This is a genomic window from Pseudomonas sp. AO-1, from assembly GCF_019775695.1.
In the GTDB taxonomy this organism is placed as follows: Bacteria; Pseudomonadota; Gammaproteobacteria; order Pseudomonadales; family Pseudomonadaceae; genus Aquipseudomonas; species Aquipseudomonas parakoreensis.
The window spans coordinates 1939014-1956638 of record NZ_CP079947.1; the positions used below are offsets into that span (position 1 = coordinate 1939014).

Genomic DNA, 17625 nt, shown 5'->3' on the forward strand with positions numbered 1-17625 from the left:
TGTGACTGGCTTGTTTATTACCCTGGAAGGCCCGGAAGGCGCCGGCAAGAGCACCAACCGCGAGTACCTCGCCGAGCGTCTGCGCGTTGAAGGTATCGAAGTGGTGCTGACTCGCGAACCCGGCGGAACGCCACTGGCCGAACGGATTCGCGACGTGCTGCTGGCCCCGGCCGATGAGGTCATGAACCCCGACACCGAGTTGTTGCTGGTGTTCGCCGCGCGCGCCCAGCATCTGGCCGAAGTGATTCGTCCGGCACTGGCCCGTGGCGCGGTGGTGTTGTGTGATCGTTTCACTGATTCGACATACGCCTATCAGGGCGGCGGTCGTGGTTTGTCAATGGAACGCATTGCTGCGCTGGAGACGTTCGTTCAGGGCGACTTGCGTCCGGATCTGACACTGATTTTCGATCTGCCGGTGGAAATGGGCCTGGCTCGTGCCAGTGCCCGTGGCCGTCTGGATCGTTTCGAGCTGGAAGGCCGGGCGTTTTTCGAAGCCGTGCGCAATGCGTTTCTCAAGCGCGCTGAGGCTGATCCTGCGCGCTATGTGCGCATCGATGCCGGTCAGCCATTGGTCAAGGTTCAGCAATCGCTGGATACCTTGATTCCGAACTTGCTGGAGCTGATTCGTGGCTGAGGCCTATCCATGGCAGGACAGCCTCTGGCAGCAACTGGCCGGACGCAGTCAGCACGCTCACGCGTATTTGCTGCACGGCCCGGCCGGGATCGGCAAGCGCGCGTTGGCCGAGCGCCTGATGGCCAGCCTGCTCTGTCAGCGTCCGACACCAGAAGCGTGCGGTGAGTGCAAGTCCTGCCTGCTGCTCAAGGCCGGCAGCCATCCGGACAATTACATCCTTGAGCCGGAAGAAGCCGACAAGGCGATCAAGGTCGATCAGGTCCGTGATCTGGTCAGTTTCGTGGTGCAGACCGCGCAACTGGGCGGGCGCAAGGTGGTGCTGATCGAGCCGGTGGAGTCGATGAACATCAATGCCGCCAACGCCTTGCTAAAAAGCCTTGAAGAGCCTTCCGGCGATACCGTGCTGTTGCTGGTGAGCCACCAGTCGAGCCGTTTGCTGCCGACGATCAAGAGCCGCTGCGTGCAGCAGGCGTGTCCGCTGCCCGGTGAGGCCATGAGCCTGCAATGGCTGGCACAGGCGCTGCCGGAGTGTTCCGAAGAGGAGCGCATCGAATTGCTGACGCTGGCGGCAGGCTCGCCACTGGCGGCGGTCAGCCTGCAGTCCCAGGGCGTGCGCGAGCAGCGGGCGCAGGTGGTCGAAGGGGTGAAGAAGTTGCTCAAGCAGCAGCAATCGCCGACACAATTGGCCGAAGAATGGAAAAGCATTCCGATGCTGCGCCTGTTCGACTGGTTCTGCGACTGGTCCAGCCTGGTCCTGCGCTACCAACTGACCCAGGATGAAGCCGGCCTCGGTCTGGCCGATATGCGCAAAGTCGTGCAGTACCTGGCGCAGAAAAGTGCTCAGGGCAAAGTCCTCGATATTCAGGACTGGATTCTCGCCCAGCGGCAGAAAGTCCTGAGCAAAGCCAACCTCAACCCGGCACTGCTGCTGGAAGCGTTGTTGGTGCAATGGGCGGGTTTGCCTGGTCAAAGATAAGAATGTGTACCTAGACTCTGAACATCAGCAGTGGAGGTCATCATGAATGAAGCCATCAGCCCCGGGCCGCGCAACGGCATCCTGTCCCTGACGATCAAGGACAAATCGGTGCTTTACGCCGCCTACATGCCGTTCATCAAGAACGGTGGCCTGTTCATCCCGACCAACAAGAGCTACAAGTTGGGCGACGAGGTGTTCATGCTGCTGAACCTGATGGACGAGGCGGAGAAGATCCCGGTGGCCGGCAAGGTCGCCTGGATTACCCCCAAAGGCGCTCAGGGCAACCGCGCAGCCGGAGTCGGCGTGCAATTCAACGAGGGCGACAACACCGCCCGCAGTCGCATCGAAACCCATCTGGCCGGAGCCCTGAAATCCGACCGTCCCACTCATACGATGTAAGTAGCCGTCTCTTTTATGCTCGTAGATTCCCATTGTCACCTTGATCGCCTCGACCTCGCCGCCCATGACGGCTCGCTGGATGCTGCACTTGATGCGGCCCGCCAGCGTGGGGTCGGGCATTTTCTGTGCATCGGCGTCAGTGCCGACAACGCCGCCGACGTCAAAGCCCTCGCCGAGCGCTATGACGACGTCGATTGCTCGGTCGGTGTGCACCCATTGGATGTGCAACCGGGCGCGGCGCCGGCGCTGGACTGGCTGCTGCATGAGCTCAATCACCCGAAAGTGGTGGCGATCGGTGAAACCGGTCTGGATTATCACTACGAGCCGGAAGCCGCCGAGCTGCAGCAGGCATCCTTCCGTCTGCACCTGCAAGCCGCACAGCAGACCGGTAAACCGGTGATCATCCACACCCGTGGCGCCCGTGCCGATACCCTCGAACTGCTGCGCGAAGCGGCGTTGCCCCAGGCGGGTGTTCTGCATTGCTTCACCGAAGACTGGGACATGGCCAAGGCTGCACTGGACATGGGTTATTACATTTCCCTGTCGGGCATCGTCACCTTCCGCAACGCCGACGCTCTGCGCGATGTGGCGAGCAAGGTGCCGACTGATCGCCTGCTGGTGGAGACCGACTCGCCGTATCTGGCGCCGATCCCGTATCGCGGCAAACCGAACCTGCCGCAGTACGTGCGCGAGGTGGCGGAGTTTCTGGCGATGCTGCGTGGGGAAGACTATGAGCGGTTTGCCGAGCAGACCACCGAGAACTTCAAGCGCCTGTTTCCGCTGGCCTCTGTCAAATCTGCCATGTAGGTCATCGGCAAATCGCAGGCAAAAAAAACCCGGGTTCTGGGGGGTGAATCCGGGTTAAGACCATTAGGAGTAAAACAAAGGCACGCGGTCCCTTGGTACCTTTACCGGCACGGCACTTGGGGGAGATGCCGCCCGACAGTTCAAGTATTGATCAGTCTGGCGTTCAGTCCAGTTGAGCGGTCGGGGTTTTTAAACAAATTTGGAATACGTGCGCTTCTGTTGAGTTCTCATTGCCGCCTCAGCGTTCGCAAAATGAACAAGAAACACAGATATGGTCGGATGATCCGTGCATTTTTGTGCAAGTTAGGCATAATACGCGGCTTCGAATTTTGACCCCTACAGACCTTTTCTTATGCACAAAGAACCTCGTAAGGTCCGTGAGTTTCGTCGCCGCGAGCAAGAAATTCTCGATACCGCGCTCAAGCTGTTCCTCGAACAAGGTGAAGACAGTGTCACCGTCGAGATGATTGCTGATGCCGTGGGTATCGGCAAAGGCACGATCTACAAGCACTTCAAATCCAAGGCCGAGATCTATCTGCGGCTGATGCTCGATTACGAGCGCGATTTGAACGAGCTGCTGCATTCGGCCGATGTCGACAAGGACAAGGAAGCGCTGTCCCGTGCCTACTTCGAATTCCGTATGCGCGACCCTCAGCGCTATCGCCTGTTCGACCGTCTCGAAGAGAAGGTGGTGAAAGGCAATCAGGTACCGGAAATGGTCGAGGAACTGCACAAGATCCGTGCCTCGAACTTCGAACGCCTGACCTTGCTCATCAAGGGCCGGATCAGCGAAGGCAAGCTCGAAGACGTGCCGCCGTACTTCCACTACTGCGCGTCCTGGGCGCTGGTGCACGGCGCGGTCGCGCTGTATCACTCGCCGTTCTGGAGCAACGTGCTCGAAGATCAGGAAGGCTTCTTCCAGTTTCTGATGGACATCGGCGTGCGCATGGGCAACAAGCGCAAGCGCGATCCGGAAACCCCGAGCAGCTGAATCATTCAGCGGCCTTATTGCGCCATGATTTCGCTACATGACGCAGTACCGCAGGAATATACTCAGGCATAGGGCTTGCTAAAACTTGATTTGTGAGTCAAGTTTTAGCGGCTCGAAATTCTATCGCCGGAGTGATCATGATCGTTGACCGTCAAGGCAGGCGTTTTCGCAATTTGCGCATCAGCCTGACTTCAGCCTGCAATTACGCCTGTACCTACTGCGTGCCCAACGGCAAGCGGCTGGTGGCTGCGCAGGATGAGCTGTCGGCCGAGGCCATGGCCCGTGGCGTGGCGTATCTGATCGAAGCCGCCGGCATCGAGCGCCTGCGCATCACCGGTGGCGAGCCGCTGGTCAGCCCCAAACTCGAATCTTTCATGAGTGCCGTCGGCAAGATGGGCCTGGAAGACATCAGCCTGACCACCAACGGTCAACTCCTGGCGAAGAAGCTGCCGCTGCTGGTGGACGCCGGTCTGCGCCGGATCAACGTATCCCTCGATACCCTGGATACCGGCGCGTTCCGCAGTATCGCCCGTGGCGGCGATCTGGCGACCGTGCTCGATGGCATGGACCAGGCGAAAGCGGCGGGGATGAAGATCAAGGTCAACATGGTGCCGTTGCGCGGGCAGAACCTGGATCAGGTGATGCCGCTGCTCGATTACTGCCTGGAACGTGGCTACGAGCTGCGTTTCATCGAGTTGATGCGCATGGGCCACCTCGCCACTGACTCCAATGCCTTCCTGCAACAGTTCGTCAGCCTGCAGCAGTTGCTGAGCCTGATTGGCGAGCGTTACGAGTACGCGCAAGCCGATGCGCCAGTCGATGCAACGGCCGTGCGTTATGCGATCCCGGGGCTGGGCCATTTCGGCGTGATTGCCAACGAAAGCGTGCCGTTCTGCCGAACCTGTTCGCGCTTGCGTCTGTCTTCGACGGGATGGCTGCACGGCTGCCTGTCGTCGAGCAACCGCCACTATGTCGGCGATCTGCTCGACAAGCCGCGTCATCAGGCATTGCCGGCGTTGCAGCGCTTGCTGGTCAAGGCGCTGGGCGACAAGCAGGAAGTGGCGTTCTCCGGTGGCGCGACCGTTATGAAGATTATCGGCGGCTGAACAACCGCTTTCGCGAGCAAGCTCGCTCCCACATTTCGAATGCATTCTCCTGTGGGAGCGAGCTTGCTCGCGAATACGATCTTACAATCAACGATTTTCCTGAGCTGGCGCAAAAGCTGCATCCAACGGCCATTCGCCGGTTTTCCGTCACCGGCTTCTGGAGGATGAGGATGCGTAGCCTGGTTTTGCTGCTGGCCGTTTTGGCGCTTGGCGGCTGTATGACTGTCAGCGATATGGCCGAAGGCACTCGCTATCAGATGAGCGACGCGGGGCTGCTGGATCACAGCGACAGCCGTCGGGTGAACAACTTCCGCATTCAGCCGGACTCGTTCATCTACATCGCCCAGGGTTCATTTGCGCCGCCGGGTGGCTCCTATCCGCGCCCGAACGTTGTGGCCGAAGAAGCGTTCAAAGGTTTTGTCGAATACTTCCCGATGGTCCGCCGTGCGCGAGCCCCGGAAGGCCTCGATCAGGCATTGGGCGAAGCTCGCGATGCCGGTGCTCACTACCTGCTGTATACCCGCTTCGCCAAGGCTGACGACCGCATCGGCAACTCCGACGAGTGGCTCGATCAGGAAGCCGTGGATCGCCTCGGCATCGACGGCGGGGTGATTCAGATCATGTTGATCGAGACCAGCACCCAGTATTTGATTGATACTGCACGGATCAAGAGTCGTGGCGGTTTACTGACGTTCCACGACAACAAGCCGGAAGACCTGATCGGCCCGCCGCTGGCGCAATATGCGCGCAGCCTGCTGGGAGTCGGCGACCAATAAACCAAGGAGTACGCCATGAGTGGCCCGCAAAAAGCCAATGACCTGTTGGGACAAATCCCCAAAACCAAAGGCCTGCCGCCGGTGCACTTGTGGAACCCGGACTTCTGCGGCGACATCGACATGCGCATCGCCCGTGACGGCACCTGGTATTACCTGGGCACGCCGATCGGGCGCAAGCCGATGGTCAAGCTGTTCTCCACCATCATCCGCCGCGACGGCGATGATTACTTCCTGATTACCCCGGTGGAAAAGGTCGGGATCAAAGTCGACGACGCGCCGTTTGTGGCGATTGCCGTGGAGGTTGAAGGCGAGGGTGAAGCGCAGTTGCTGCGCTTCACCACCAACGTCGAGGAGACCGCCGAGGCCGGGCCGGAACATCCGATCCGCGTCGAGATCGACCCGGTGACTCAAGAGCCCGCGCCTTACGTGCACGTGCGCACCAACCTCGAAGCGCTGATTCACCGCAATGTGTTTTACCAACTGGTGGAACTGGCGGTCAGTCGCGAAATCGACGGGCAGCGCTGGTTGGGCGTATGGAGTGGCGGCGAATTCTTCCGCATCGGCCTCGAGCCTTAAACAAAAATCCTGAGGGAGCGAGCCTGCTCGCGAAGACGATATGTCAGTCGATGCTTAGGGTGACTGATACATCGCTTTCGCGAGCAGGCTCGCTCCCACATTGGATTTGAGAGTCACCTTAAAATCCCGATTGACTGTTAATCATATGATCATTAGCGTGAACACCCATCGCCAAGCGCTTTGAGGTTTTCATGTCCAGCAGCTTTCATGCATCAACGGTCGATTGGCTGGGCAGCTGGATTGCCGCTGGCCAGGTAAAACCGGGGCAGACGATCAAGGTCGAGGCCGATCTGGGCGAGCAACTCGGCGTCAGCCGCACGGTGATTCGCGAAGCGATCAAGACCCTCGTCGCCAAAGGCATGCTTGAGGTCGGACCGAAAGTCGGCACCCGCGTGTTACCGGTGCGGCGCTGGAACCTGTTTGATCCGCAAGTCGTCGGCTGGCTGTCACGCAATGGCTTGCCGGAAAACTTTGTCGATGACCTGCTCGATCTGCGTCGCACCATCGAACCGATGGCCGTGCGCTGGGCCTGCGAGCGCGCCAGCCTGGAGCAGATTCATGCGGTGCAACTGGCCTACAACGCGCTGGAACGGGCGGTCGACAGCGGCATCGATTACAACCGCGCCGACCAGGTGTTCCACGAGTGCATTCTGGCAGCCAGCCATAACCAGTTCATTGAGCAAATGGTACCGGCCCTCGGCGCTTTGCTCGCGGTGTCGTTTGAAGTCTCCGCCGCTGACCCCGATGAACTGCGTCGCACATTGCCAATCCACAAGGACATGGCCGACGCCATCGTCGCCCGCGATGCGGCGCGCGGTGTGTGGGCCTGCATGACCCTGATCGACAATGCCGATCTGGCAATCAAGCGCTTTTACCCGCAGGTGATGGCCGACAAAAAAGCCAGCTGAAAACACAAATCCTTACCATAAAAACCACAAGAACCAAGGAGTTGCCATGAGCTGGACCGCCGTAACCCAACACCGCGCCAGACTCGGAGAAGGCCCGTTCTGGGACGCCCCCACCCAGGCGCTGTACTGGGTCGATATCGCCGGCCAGCAGGCGCTGCGGCTGATCGGCAACAACGTGCAGATCTGGCAGATGCCCGAGCACGTTTCGGCTTTTATCCCGTGCGCCAGCGGCGACGCGTTGGTGACCCTGAGCAGCGGCGTCTATCGACTGGATCTCGACTCACCAGGCCTCGAGCCACGCCTGACGCTGTTCTGTATCGCCGACCCGCAACCGGGCAATCGGCCCAATGAAGCGCGCTGCGATGGTCAGGGGCGATTGTGGCTCGGCACCATGCAGAACAACATCGGCGACAACGGCGAAGACCTGCCGGTCGAGCGTCGTTCCGGTGGCCTGTTCCGCATCGATCCCGACCAGCGCGTCACACCGTTGCTGCGGGGCTTGGGGATTCCCAACACCTTGCTGTGGAGCGACGACGGCACCACGCTGCTATTCGGCGACAGCCTCGACGGGGTGCTCAATCGCTATTTCATTCACACCGACGGCAATCTAGGCAGTCCTGAGGTCTGGTATGCCGCAAACGGGCAGGGTGGTCCTGACGGTTCGGCAATGGACGCCGAAGGCTACGTGTGGAACGCCCGCTGGGATGGCAGTTGTCTGCTGCGCCTGAGCCCGGAAGGCAAGGTCGAGCGCAAAATCGATCTTCCCGTCAGCCGCCCGACCAGTTGCGTATTCGGTGGCGAAGACCTGAAAACCCTCTACATCACCAGCGCCCAGAGTCCGCATAACCATCCGCTGGATGGCGCAGTCCTGTCGATGAGGGTCGATGTGCCGGGCAAACTCTGCACGCGCTTCGCTGACTGAATCCCAAAATATGGGATGCAAAATTATATATTGAGATTATTCGGCGGTCGGGTTTATAGTCGGCTCCAGCAGTAACACGCACTCACACTTAAAAAGAACAAAACAGGTGAAGTGATGCAGCGAATCTCTATCGCACTCCCCAACGGAGTCAGCGTCTCGCAACGGCCCGGCGTCGCTCGCCGCGCCTGCCTGTTTCGTTTTCACAGTCTTCCAGACCGGACATCGTCAGATGCCCGGTTTTTTTGTGTCGACGAACAGGAGTCCTGATCCATGGCTGAACCTCTTTCCTTGCCGCCGGTGCCTGCGCCGCCGAAGGGTGAGCGTCTGAAAGACAAAGTGGTGCTGCTGACCGGCGCGGCCCAAGGCATCGGCGAAGCCATCGTCGCCACCTTCGCCTCACAGCAGGCCAGGCTGGTGATCAGCGACATTCAGGCAGAGAAGGTCGAGAAGGTTGCCGCGCACTGGCGCGAGCAGGGCGCTGACGTGCAGGCAATCAAGGCCGACGTCTCGCGCCAGCAAGACCTGCACGCCATGGCCAGACTGGCGGTTGAGCGGCACGGACGCATCGACGTGCTGGTCAACTGCGCCGGGGTCAACGTGTTCCGCGACCCGCTGCAAATGACCGAAGAAGACTGGCGTCGTTGCTTCGCCATCGATCTGGACGGCGCCTGCTACGGTTGCAAAGCCGTGCTGCCGCAGATGATCGAGCAAGGTGTCGGCAGCATCATCAACATCGCTTCGACCCATTCCTCCCACATCATTCCCGGTTGCTTCCCGTACCCGGTGGCCAAGCACGGCCTGCTCGGCCTGACCCGGGCGCTGGGTATCGAGTACGCGGCGAAGGGCGTTCGGGTCAACGCTATCGCGCCGGGCTACATCGAGACGCAACTCAACGTCGATTACTGGAACGGCTTTGCCGACCCGCACGCCGAGCGTCAGCGCGCCTTCGATCTGCACCCGCCGAAACGTATCGGCCAGCCGATTGAAGTGGCCATGACCGCGGTGTTTCTGGCCAGTGATGAAGCGCCGTTCATCAACGCCTCGTGCATCACCATCGATGGTGGGCGCTCGGTGATGTACCACGACTGAATAGCTTGGGTTTCAGGCGGTGAACGCCGTCTGAAATCCAATCATCATACGATATGACTATTTTCAACAGGCTTTGCAGCAGTACGTGTCACGCCACCACACCTGTGGCGAGGGAGCTCGCTCCCGCTCCGCTGCGCAGCAGTCGTAAATTCGGGCTGCGCGGTGTGTTTGATTGACCGAGGTAACCGGTTTTAGGGCCGCTTCGCAGCCCAGCGGGAGCAAGCTCCCTCGCCACAAGCTGTTTAATTTGCTCAAGAAAAATAACAAGGAGTCAGCTTATGAAACGTCGTTTCGGGATTCGTACCCTGTGCAGTGCCGCGCTGGCGGTCACCGCGTTCAGTCTGAGCAGTACGCTGCTCGCTGCCGACGCCGTGAAAATCGGTTTCCTGGTCAAGCAGGCTGAAGAGCCATGGTTCCAGACCGAATGGGCCTTCGCTGAAAAAGCCGCCAAGGACAAAGGCTTCGAACTGATCAAGATCGCCGTGCCGGACGGCGAGAAAACCCTCTCGGCCATCGACAGCCTTGCGGCGAACGGCGCCAAAGGCTTCGTGATCTGCCCGCCGGACGTCTCGCTCGGCCCGGCGATCATGGCCAAAGCCAAGCTCAATGACCTCAAAGTGATTGCCGTCGATGATCGTTTCGTCGACGCCAACGGTAAGTTCATGGAGGACGTGCCGTACCTCGGCATGGCCGCGTTCGAAGTCGGCCAGAAGCAGGGCAACGCGATGGTCGCCGAAGCGAAGAAACGCAACTGGGACTGGAAAGACACCTACGCGGTGGTCAACACCTACAACGAGCTCGACACCGGCAAGAAGCGCACCGACGGTTCGATGAAGGCGCTCGAAGACGCCGGCCTGCCGAAAGACCACATCCTGACCGCCGCGCTGAAAACCCTCGACGTGCCGGGCAGCATGGACGCCACCAACTCGGCGCTGGTCAAGCTGCCCAGCGCAGCGAAGAACCTGATCATCGGCGGCATGAACGACAACACCGTGCTCGGCGGCGTGCGCGCCACCGAAGCCGCCGGGTTCGCTGCGGCCAACGTGATTGGTATCGGCATCAATGGCACCGACGCCATCGGTGAGCTGAAAAAGCCCAATAGCGGTTTCTTCGGTTCGATGCTGCCAAGCCCGCACATCGAAGGCTACAAGACCGCCGAGATGATGTACGAGTGGGTCACCACCGGCAAAGAACCGCCGAAGTACACGGCGATGGACGATGTCACCCTGATCACCCGCGAGAACTTCAAGCAAGAGCTGGAAAAAATCGGCCTGTGGAACTGATGGCTGCTCGATCGGTGTGAAGAGGTGACTCAGATGCACGCGCAAGTACAGACACATGAAAGCAGCGCCGGCGGCAGCCTGCGCTTCAACGGGATCGGCAAGACCTTCCCCGGGGTCAAGGCGTTGGACGCGATCAGCTTCGTCGCCCACCCGGGGCAGGTGCACGCCTTGATGGGCGAGAACGGCGCCGGCAAATCGACCCTGCTGAAAATCCTTGGCGGCGCCTACATCCCGAGCAGCGGCGAGTTGCAGATCGGCGAGCAGACCATGGCGTTCAAGTCGACCGCCGACAGCATCGGCAGCGGCGTCGCGGTGATTCACCAGGAGCTGCATCTGGTGCCGGAAATGAGCGTGGCCGAGAACCTGTTTCTCGGTCATCTGCCGGCCAGTTTCGGCCTGATCAATCGTGGTGTCCTGCGCCAGAATGCCCTGGCCTGCCTCAAGGGCCTGGCCGATGAGATCGACCCGCAGACCAAGGTCGGGCGCCTGTCGCTCGGCCAGCGGCAACTGGTGGAAATCGCCAAGGCGCTGTCCCGTGGCGCGCATGTGATCGCCTTCGATGAGCCGACCAGCAGCCTCTCGGCGCGCGAAATCGACCGTCTGATGGCGATCATCAGCCGCCTGCGCGATGAGGGCAAAGTGGTGCTCTACGTCTCGCATCGCATGGAAGAAGTGTTCCGCATTTGCGACGCGGTGACGGTGTTCAAGGATGGCCGTTACGTGCGCACCTTCGATGACATGAGCCAGTTGACCCACGATCAACTGGTGACCTGCATGGTCGGTCGCGACATTCAGGACATCTACGATTACCGCAGCCGTCCACGCGGCGCGGTGGCGTTGAAGGTCGACGGTTTGCTCGGCCCGGGGCTGCGTGAGCCGGTGAGTTTCGAGGCGCACAAGGGCGAGATTCTCGGGCTGTTCGGCCTGGTCGGGGCCGGGCGCACCGAGCTGTTCCGCTTGCTCAGCGGGCTTGAACGCAACACCGCCGGACGCCTGGAATTACGCGGGCATGAACTGAAATTGCGCTCACCACGTGACGCGATTGCCGCCGGGATCCTGCTGTGCCCCGAGGACCGGAAAAAAGAGGGGATCATCCCGCTGGCCAGCGTTGCCGAGAACATCAACATCAGCGCGCGCGGTGCCAATGCCAGCCTCGGCTGCCTGCTGCGCGGGCTGTGGGAGAAGGGCAACGCTGACAAGCAGATCAAGGCGCTGAAAGTCAAAACCCCGCACGCCGGTCAGCAGATCAAATTCCTGTCCGGCGGCAATCAGCAGAAGGCCATTCTCGGTCGCTGGCTGTCAATGCCGATGAAGGTTCTGCTGCTCGACGAGCCGACTCGCGGCATCGACATCGGGGCCAAGGCCGAGATCTACCAGATCATCCATAACCTGGCCGCCGACGGCATTTCGGTGATCGTGGTGTCCAGCGACCTCATGGAGGTGATGGGCATTTCCGACCGCATTCTGGTGCTCTGCGAAGGCGCGCTGCGCGGCGAAGTCAGCCGCGACCAGGCCAATGAATCCAACCTGCTGCAACTGGCTTTGCCGCGCCATCGCGCTGACGGCGTGGCGAACTGAGAGGTGACTATGATGACCATCCAAAACAAGGCGCTGCCGACTCCCCGCAAACCGCTGGACCTGCGGCGCTTCCTCGACGACTGGGTCATGCTGCTGGCGGCCATCGGCATCTTCGTCGCCTGCACGCTGCTGATCGACAACTTCCTCTCGCCACTGAACATGCGCGGGCTGGGCCTGGCGATTTCCACCACCGGCATTGCCGCGTGCACCATGCTGTATTGCCTGGCGTCGGGGCACTTCGACTTGTCGGTAGGCTCGGTGATCGCTTGCGCCGGGGTCGTTGCGGCGGTGGTGATGCGCGACACCAACAGCGTGTTCCTCGGCGTCAGCGCGGCGCTGGTGATGGGCCTGATGGTCGGGCTGATCAACGGCATCGTGATTGCCAAGTTGCGGGTCAATGCGCTGATCACCACGCTGGCGACGATGCAGATCGTCCGCGGTCTGGCCTACATTTTTGCCAACGGCAAAGCGGTGGGCGTGTCGCAGGAATCGTTCTTCGTCTTCGGCAACGGCCAGTTGTTCGGCGTGCCGGTGCCGATCCTGATCACCATCGTCTGCTTCCTGTTCTTCGGCTGGCTGCTGAACTACACCACCTACGGGCGCAACACCATGGCCATCGGCGGCAACCAGGAAGCGGCGTTGCTCGCCGGGGTCAACGTTGACCGGACCAAGATCATCATTTTTGCCGTGCACGGCGTGATCGGCGCACTGGCCGGGGTGATTCTGGCATCGCGCATGACCTCCGGGCAGCCAATGATTGGCCAGGGTTTCGAGCTGACCGTAATTTCGGCGTGTGTGCTCGGCGGCGTGTCGTTGAGCGGCGGGATCGGTATGATCCGGCATGTGATTGCCGGGGTGCTGATTCTGGCGATCATCGAAAATGCGATGAACCTGAAGAACATCGACACGTTTTATCAGTATGTGATTCGCGGTTCGATTCTGTTGCTGGCCGTGGTCATCGACCGCCTCAAACAACGCTGATTCCATCTGTCGAAGCATAATTTTGTGGCGAGGGAGCTTGCTCCCGCTCGGCTGCGCAGCAGTCGCAAACCCGGACAGTGCGGTGTGTCAGACTCACCGCTGTCACCGGATTTGGGGCCGCTCTGCAGCCCAGCGGGAGCAAGCTCCCTCGCCACAGGTATGCATTCCTTCTGTCCGAACCGCTAAAAACTTCTTGCCCGCTCGCGCCCGTTTCGGGTATCACTTTGTACATGATTAGACAGGTACGATTTGACAAGAAACAACGGGTGGTCGACGAGCTCGTCCGGCGCATCGAAAGCGGCCTCTTGGAGGACGGCTTTCTGTTGCCCGGCGAGCATCAGTTGGCGCAGGAATTCAACGTCAGCCGTGGCACGTTGCGCGAGGCGCTGGCCGAGCTGAAGCGGCGCAATTACATCGCCACGCAAAGCGGGGTGGGCTCCATTGTCACGTTCGACGGTGTAGCGCTCGATCAGCGCAGCGGCTGGGCGCAGGCGCTGGCCGACAGCGGGGCGCTGATCAACACCGAAGTGCTGCGCCTGGAAGCCGTGACCCGGCCCGATCTGCTTTCGCGCTTCGGCACCGACCAATTCATCACCCTCGACCGCCGTCGCCGCTCCAACGACGGCACCCTGGTGTCCCTCGAACGCTCTTTGATGCCGGCCACCGGCGGCCTGGAAAGCCTGCCGCGTGTCGGTCTGATCGACAACTCGTTGACCATTACCCTCGCGGCCTACGGCTACATCGGCGAACGCGGCGATCAATGGATCGGCGCCGAACCGCTGAATGCCGAGGACGCCGAACTGCTCGGGCGCCCGACTGGGACCGTGTTCCTCAAGGCCCTGCGCACCACCTACGACCGACAGAACCGTTTCATGGAACAGGTCGAAAGCCTGCTCGACCCGGTGCATTTCCGCCTGCACCTGCAATTTGGAGAATCGAAATGACCGCGCTCAACCGTGCCCTCGGTGCGTTTTATGGCCTGGCCCTCGGTGATGCGCTGGGCATGCCGACGCAATCGCTGAACCGCGAAACGATCAAGACCCGCTTTGGCCGGATTACTGATCTGCAGGATGCCGGTCCTCTGCAACCGATCGCCGCCAACATGCCCAAGGGCTCGATCACCGACGACACCGAACAGGCGATTCTGGTCGGCGAGCTGCTGGTCGAAGGCAAGGGTCAGATCGAGCCGGCAGTCCTCGCCCAACGGCTGATCGAATGGGAAGCCGAGATGCAGGCCAAGGGGTCGCAGGACCTGCTCGGCCCGTCGACCAAACGCGCCATTGAAATGATCCTCGCCGGGCATTCGCCGGAGGAGGCCGGGCGTTACGGCACCACCAATGGCGCGGCGATGCGCATCACCCCGGTTGGCATCGCCGCAAACGTCGCCGATCCCGAGCGTTTCATTGCGGCCGTGGTGCAGGCCTGTCAGGTCACCCACAACACCACGCTGGGGATTTCCAGCGCGGCGGCGGTGGCGGCGGTGGTTTCGGCCGGGATCAACGGCATGGATCTGGGCGAGGCATTGAACCTTGGCCAGCAGATTGCGCAACAGGCCGAGGCACATGGGCACTGGGTCGCTGGCGGGCGCATCGCTTCGCGCATCAGTTGGGCGCGCAGCATCAGCGTCGACAGCGACAAGGCGCTGCTGGCGGATCTGCTGTACGACGTGATCGGCACGTCAGTGGCCTCGCAGGAATCGGTGGTGGTCTCGTTTGCCCTGGCGCAGCAAGTGGCGGTCGGCGAGATGAGCGCGTTCGACGCGTTGTGCATGGCTGCCAGCCTGGGCGGTGACACCGACACCATCGCGGCGATTCTCGGCGCCATGCTCGGGGCCTGCCTGGGTCTTGAGAGCTGGCCTGCCGAGATGATCAAGACGGTGAAGGCTGTCAATCATCTGGAGCTTGAGCCGTTGGTGCAGGGGCTGTTGGCCTTGCGTTGATTCAATTGACGCCTTCGCTGGCAAGCCAGCTCCCACAGGGATCGTGCATATCTTAAGGTTCACTTTGAACCTGTGGGAGCGGGCTTGCCCGCGATAGGCGCGACGCATTTATGAATTATTCACCCGCAATGGATCGCACAGACAGGCCCGGGAAGGCCACAGATGTCTTGTCGTTTTGCGTCATTGCCACAAACACAATAAAGGCAAACAGGAGCACTGTTCATGAGTTCATCAAACGTCGGGCCAAGCGCCGGGCAGCTGGAAACCCGGGGTATCGAGCCGGTGCCGGAAGCCGAGTGCAACGGCCATCCGCTGCAACTGTTCTGGGTCTGGTTTGCGGCCAACATTTCCATTCTCGGACTGCCGCTCGGCGCTACGCTGGTGGCGTTTCGCGGGCTGGCAATCTGGCAGGCGATCATTGTCGCGATTGTCGGCGCAGCCGGTTCGTTTGCGGTGGTGGGGATCATCTCGATTGCCGGCCGCCGCGGTCGTGCACCGAGTCTGACCCTGTCGCGGGCAATCTTCGGCGTGCGCGGTAACATCGGCCCGACCCTGGTCTCGCTGATGTCGCGTCTGGGCTGGGAAACCGTCAACACCACCACCGCCGCATTTGTGTTGCTGTCGCTGTGCTCGATCCTGTTCGGCTCACCAGTTGAAGCGAAAAGCGCGCCCGTGCTGACGCTGATCTTCATCGCTATTTTCGTGTTGCTGACCCTGTCGGTTTCCGGTCTCGGACACGCGACGTTGCTGGTGATCCAGAAGTGGGCGACCTACGTGTTCGGCGCGCTGAACATTCTGGTCGGCGGCTTCCTCTGCGCGACCATCGACTGGAGCGCGGTGTTCAACGCCACGCCGGCCCCGCTGAGCGCAATGATCATCGGCATCGGCACCATGGCTGCCGGTACCGGGATCGGCTGGGCCAACGCCGGTGCGGACATGTCGCGCTATCAGCACCGCAGCGTCAAGGCTGTACGGCTGGTCGCTTCGGCGGCGTTCGGTGCGGGGATTCCGCTGGTGCTGCTGATCACCCTCGGCGGCCTGCTGTCGGTAGGCAACAACGATCTCGCCTCGGCGACTGACCCGATCGTGGCGATCCGCGACATGCTGCCGACCTGGATGGCCGTGCCGTACCTGATCACCGCATTCGGCGGCCTGCTGCTGTCGAACAACCTCTCGGTGTACTCCGCCGGTTTGACCACGCTGACCCTCGGTCTGAAGGTCAAACGCGTCTACGCAGTGGTGGTCGACATCGTGGCGATCTTCGCCGGTTCGATCTACTTCATGCTGATCGCCGACAGCTTCTACGGCCCGTTCATCACCTTCATTTCCCTGCTGGCGGTGCCGATCACCGCGTGGGTCGGGATCTTCGTGGTCGACCTGATTCACCGTCACTACTACAGCCCGAAAGACCTGCTCGACGTCAGCCCGAGCAGCGCCTACTGGTACAGCGGCGGCATCGAGTGGCGCGCGTTCGGCGCGTGGGCGATTGCCATCGTGCTCGGCTTCAGTTTCACCACCATCGGCACCACCGCCGAGAACGTCTGGTTCAAGGGCTTTTTGTCCGACTCGTGGCTGGGGCACAACGGTCTGGGCTGGATCGTGACCTTCGTGGTGGCCGGTGGCATTTACTTCGTCCTCGGCGGGGCGAAAGACCGCCGCGCCGCGCAAGTCGAGAATGCTCATGCCTAAGATGTTGCACACCGGCCAGGTCATCATCGACCTGGTCATGGCCGTGGATCGGTTGCCGCAAATCGGCGGCGATGTGCTGGCGCAGTCTGCCGCGTTCGAGGCCGGCGGCGGTTTCAACGTGATGGCCGCTGCCGTGCGCAATGGTTTGCCGGTGGTTTATCTCGGTCGCCACGGCAGTGGGCGTTTCGGTGATCTGGCGCGTCAGGCGATGAAGGATGAAGGCATTCATATCGGCATCCCGACGCCTGCGCAACGCGACACCGGGATTTGCGTGGCGCTGACCGATGCGTCGGCCGAGCGCAGTTTCATTTCCTACATCGGCGCTGAAGGTGAGGTGACCGAGGAGGATTTGAACAGCGTGGCCGCCGAGGCGGGCGATTACGTTTATGTGAGCGGCTACAGCCTGCTGCATGCAGGCAAGGCGCAAGCTTTGCTGGACTGGACGCTGGCGCTGCCGGACGCGATCAACGTGTTGTTCGATCCGGGCCCGCTGGTCGAGTCGCCGGACTCGGCGTTGATGCAAGCGCTGCTGCCGCGCATCGATGTGTGGACCAGCAACGGCGTCGAGGCGTTGCGCTTCACCGGAGCTGCGGACATTGGCGCGGCACTGGACCGACTCGCCGAACACTTACCGCAAGACGTGCTGTTGGTGGTACGCGACGGGCCGCAGGGTTGCTGGATTCAGCAGGCCGGTGAACGTCGGCATGTGCCGGGGTTCGCCGTGAAAGCGGTCGACAGCAACGGTGCGGGGGATGCGCATGCCGGGGTGTTTGTCGCCGGGTTGGCGCAGGGCTTGGATGCGCATGAGGCGGCGCGGCGGGCGAATGCGGCAGCGGCTTTGGCAGTCACGCGATGGGGGCCGGCGACAGCGCCGGGGGCGGCTGAAGTGGATGGGTTTATCCGCGAGTCCTGCGGCGACTGAACTGACGCTTTCGCTGGCAAGCCAGCTCCCACAGGTTTACAGGGTGAAA

18 protein-coding genes are annotated in these 17625 nt (G+C 61.2%); all 18 read left to right on the top strand.

Annotated elements, in window-relative coordinates:
• Position 1 precedes the first annotated feature (1 nt).
• The 18 genes from tmk to KVQ82_RS09055 all read left to right on the top strand — a co-directional run bounded on the left by tmk (position 2) and on the right by KVQ82_RS09055 (position 17576).
• The gene (gene tmk, locus KVQ82_RS08970) at positions 2-634 is read left to right on the top strand and encodes a dTMP kinase (protein WP_041069196.1); all 633 of its coding nucleotides are present in this window, start codon (positions 2-4) and stop codon (positions 632-634) included.
• On the top strand, positions 627-1610 hold the full coding sequence (locus tag KVQ82_RS08975) for a DNA polymerase III subunit delta' (RefSeq protein WP_222018649.1): 984 nt from the start codon (positions 627-629) through the stop codon (positions 1608-1610). Before tmk ends, KVQ82_RS08975 begins: the two co-directional genes overlap by 8 nt.
• A 42-nt stretch (positions 1611-1652) precedes the next feature.
• Positions 1653-2009, top strand: a complete 357-nt coding sequence (locus tag KVQ82_RS08980; RefSeq protein ID WP_027612362.1) for a PilZ domain-containing protein — start codon at positions 1653-1655, stop codon at positions 2007-2009.
• Positions 2010-2024: 15 nt separating this feature from the next.
• On the top strand, positions 2025-2816 hold the full coding sequence (locus KVQ82_RS08985; RefSeq protein ID WP_222018650.1) for a TatD family hydrolase: 792 nt from the start codon (positions 2025-2027) through the stop codon (positions 2814-2816).
• A gap of 352 nt (positions 2817-3168) precedes the next feature.
• Entirely contained in the window at positions 3169-3807 is a 639-nt protein-coding gene (locus KVQ82_RS08990) for a TetR/AcrR family transcriptional regulator (protein ID WP_007950805.1), read from the top strand.
• A 137-nt stretch (positions 3808-3944) separates the two neighbouring features.
• Positions 3945-4913, top strand: coding sequence for a GTP 3',8-cyclase MoaA (locus tag KVQ82_RS08995; protein WP_222018651.1), 969 nt, complete (start codon positions 3945-3947; stop codon positions 4911-4913).
• 170 nt (positions 4914-5083) lie between these two features.
• Positions 5084-5689 (top strand): DUF4823 domain-containing protein, encoded by a 606-nt coding sequence (locus tag KVQ82_RS09000; protein ID WP_041069208.1) that lies wholly within the window; start codon positions 5084-5086, stop codon positions 5687-5689.
• Positions 5690-5704: 15 nt separating this feature from the next.
• Positions 5705-6265: a DUF1285 domain-containing protein gene (locus tag KVQ82_RS09005; protein ID WP_041069211.1), complete on the top strand. Its 561-nt coding sequence runs from the start codon at positions 5705-5707 to the stop codon at positions 6263-6265.
• Between the two features lie 191 nt (positions 6266-6456).
• Positions 6457-7173 (top strand): FadR/GntR family transcriptional regulator, encoded by a 717-nt coding sequence (locus tag KVQ82_RS09010; protein ID WP_041069214.1) that lies wholly within the window; start codon positions 6457-6459, stop codon positions 7171-7173.
• A 46-nt stretch (positions 7174-7219) separates the two neighbouring features.
• A complete protein-coding gene (locus KVQ82_RS09015; RefSeq protein WP_222018652.1) occupies positions 7220-8095 on the top strand; it encodes an SMP-30/gluconolactonase/LRE family protein in 876 nt (291 codons plus the stop codon).
• 270 nt (positions 8096-8365) lie between these two features.
• Positions 8366-9184 (top strand): SDR family oxidoreductase, encoded by an 819-nt coding sequence (locus KVQ82_RS09020; RefSeq protein WP_222018653.1) that lies wholly within the window; start codon positions 8366-8368, stop codon positions 9182-9184.
• 278 nt (positions 9185-9462) lie between these two features.
• Complete coding sequence (locus KVQ82_RS09025) at positions 9463-10467, top strand: substrate-binding domain-containing protein (RefSeq protein ID WP_027612369.1); 1005 nt, start codon at positions 9463-9465, stop codon at positions 10465-10467.
• Between the two features lie 33 nt (positions 10468-10500).
• Positions 10501-12045: an L-arabinose ABC transporter ATP-binding protein AraG gene (araG, locus tag KVQ82_RS09030; protein WP_047598780.1), complete on the top strand. Its 1545-nt coding sequence runs from the start codon at positions 10501-10503 to the stop codon at positions 12043-12045.
• 12 nt (positions 12046-12057) lie between these two features.
• Positions 12058-13026, top strand: coding sequence for an L-arabinose ABC transporter permease AraH (gene araH, locus KVQ82_RS09035; RefSeq protein WP_041069807.1), 969 nt, complete (start codon positions 12058-12060; stop codon positions 13024-13026).
• A 230-nt stretch (positions 13027-13256) separates the two neighbouring features.
• A complete protein-coding gene (locus KVQ82_RS09040; RefSeq protein WP_222018654.1) occupies positions 13257-13970 on the top strand; it encodes a GntR family transcriptional regulator in 714 nt (237 codons plus the stop codon).
• A complete protein-coding gene (locus KVQ82_RS09045; RefSeq protein WP_222018655.1) occupies positions 13967-14965 on the top strand; it encodes an ADP-ribosylglycohydrolase family protein in 999 nt (332 codons plus the stop codon). Before KVQ82_RS09040 ends, KVQ82_RS09045 begins: the two co-directional genes overlap by 4 nt.
• Before the next feature lie 222 nt (positions 14966-15187).
• Positions 15188-16654 carry a cytosine permease gene (locus KVQ82_RS09050; RefSeq protein ID WP_222018656.1) on the top strand — a complete coding sequence of 489 codons (1467 nt, stop codon included), beginning with the start codon at positions 15188-15190 and terminating at the stop codon, positions 16652-16654.
• Positions 16647-17576, top strand: coding sequence for a PfkB family carbohydrate kinase (locus KVQ82_RS09055; protein WP_222018657.1), 930 nt, complete (start codon positions 16647-16649; stop codon positions 17574-17576). The genes KVQ82_RS09050 and KVQ82_RS09055 overlap by 8 nt, the downstream gene beginning before the upstream one ends.
• Positions 17577-17625: the final 49 nt, after the last annotated feature.

Bases quoted from the DNA above. Each gene is read 5' to 3' on its own strand.
- KVQ82_RS09005 (WP_041069211.1), top strand. From the start codon at position 5,705: ATGAGTGGCCCGCAAAAAGCCAATGACCTGTTGGGACAAATCCCCAAA.
- KVQ82_RS09040 (WP_222018654.1), top strand. From the start codon at position 13,257: ATGATTAGACAGGTACGATTTGACAAGAAACAACGGGTGGTCGACGAG.
- araH (WP_041069807.1), top strand. From the start codon at position 12,058: ATGACCATCCAAAACAAGGCGCTGCCGACTCCCCGCAAACCGCTGGAC.
- KVQ82_RS09045 (WP_222018655.1), top strand. From the start codon at position 13,967: ATGACCGCGCTCAACCGTGCCCTCGGTGCGTTTTATGGCCTGGCCCTC.
- KVQ82_RS09020 (WP_222018653.1), top strand. From the start codon at position 8,366: ATGGCTGAACCTCTTTCCTTGCCGCCGGTGCCTGCGCCGCCGAAGGGT.
- KVQ82_RS08985 (WP_222018650.1), top strand. From the start codon at position 2,025: ATGCTCGTAGATTCCCATTGTCACCTTGATCGCCTCGACCTCGCCGCC.
- KVQ82_RS09000 (WP_041069208.1), top strand. From the start codon at position 5,084: ATGCGTAGCCTGGTTTTGCTGCTGGCCGTTTTGGCGCTTGGCGGCTGT.
- KVQ82_RS08980 (WP_027612362.1), top strand. From the start codon at position 1,653: ATGAATGAAGCCATCAGCCCCGGGCCGCGCAACGGCATCCTGTCCCTG.
- KVQ82_RS09055 (WP_222018657.1), top strand. From the start codon at position 16,647: ATGCCTAAGATGTTGCACACCGGCCAGGTCATCATCGACCTGGTCATG.
- KVQ82_RS09010 (WP_041069214.1), top strand. From the start codon at position 6,457: ATGTCCAGCAGCTTTCATGCATCAACGGTCGATTGGCTGGGCAGCTGG.
- KVQ82_RS08990 (WP_007950805.1), top strand. From the start codon at position 3,169: ATGCACAAAGAACCTCGTAAGGTCCGTGAGTTTCGTCGCCGCGAGCAA.
- KVQ82_RS09050 (WP_222018656.1), top strand. From the start codon at position 15,188: ATGAGTTCATCAAACGTCGGGCCAAGCGCCGGGCAGCTGGAAACCCGG.
- araG (WP_047598780.1), top strand. From the start codon at position 10,501: ATGCACGCGCAAGTACAGACACATGAAAGCAGCGCCGGCGGCAGCCTG.
- KVQ82_RS09015 (WP_222018652.1), top strand. From the start codon at position 7,220: ATGAGCTGGACCGCCGTAACCCAACACCGCGCCAGACTCGGAGAAGGC.
- KVQ82_RS09025 (WP_027612369.1), top strand. From the start codon at position 9,463: ATGAAACGTCGTTTCGGGATTCGTACCCTGTGCAGTGCCGCGCTGGCG.
- KVQ82_RS08995 (WP_222018651.1), top strand. From the start codon at position 3,945: ATGATCGTTGACCGTCAAGGCAGGCGTTTTCGCAATTTGCGCATCAGC.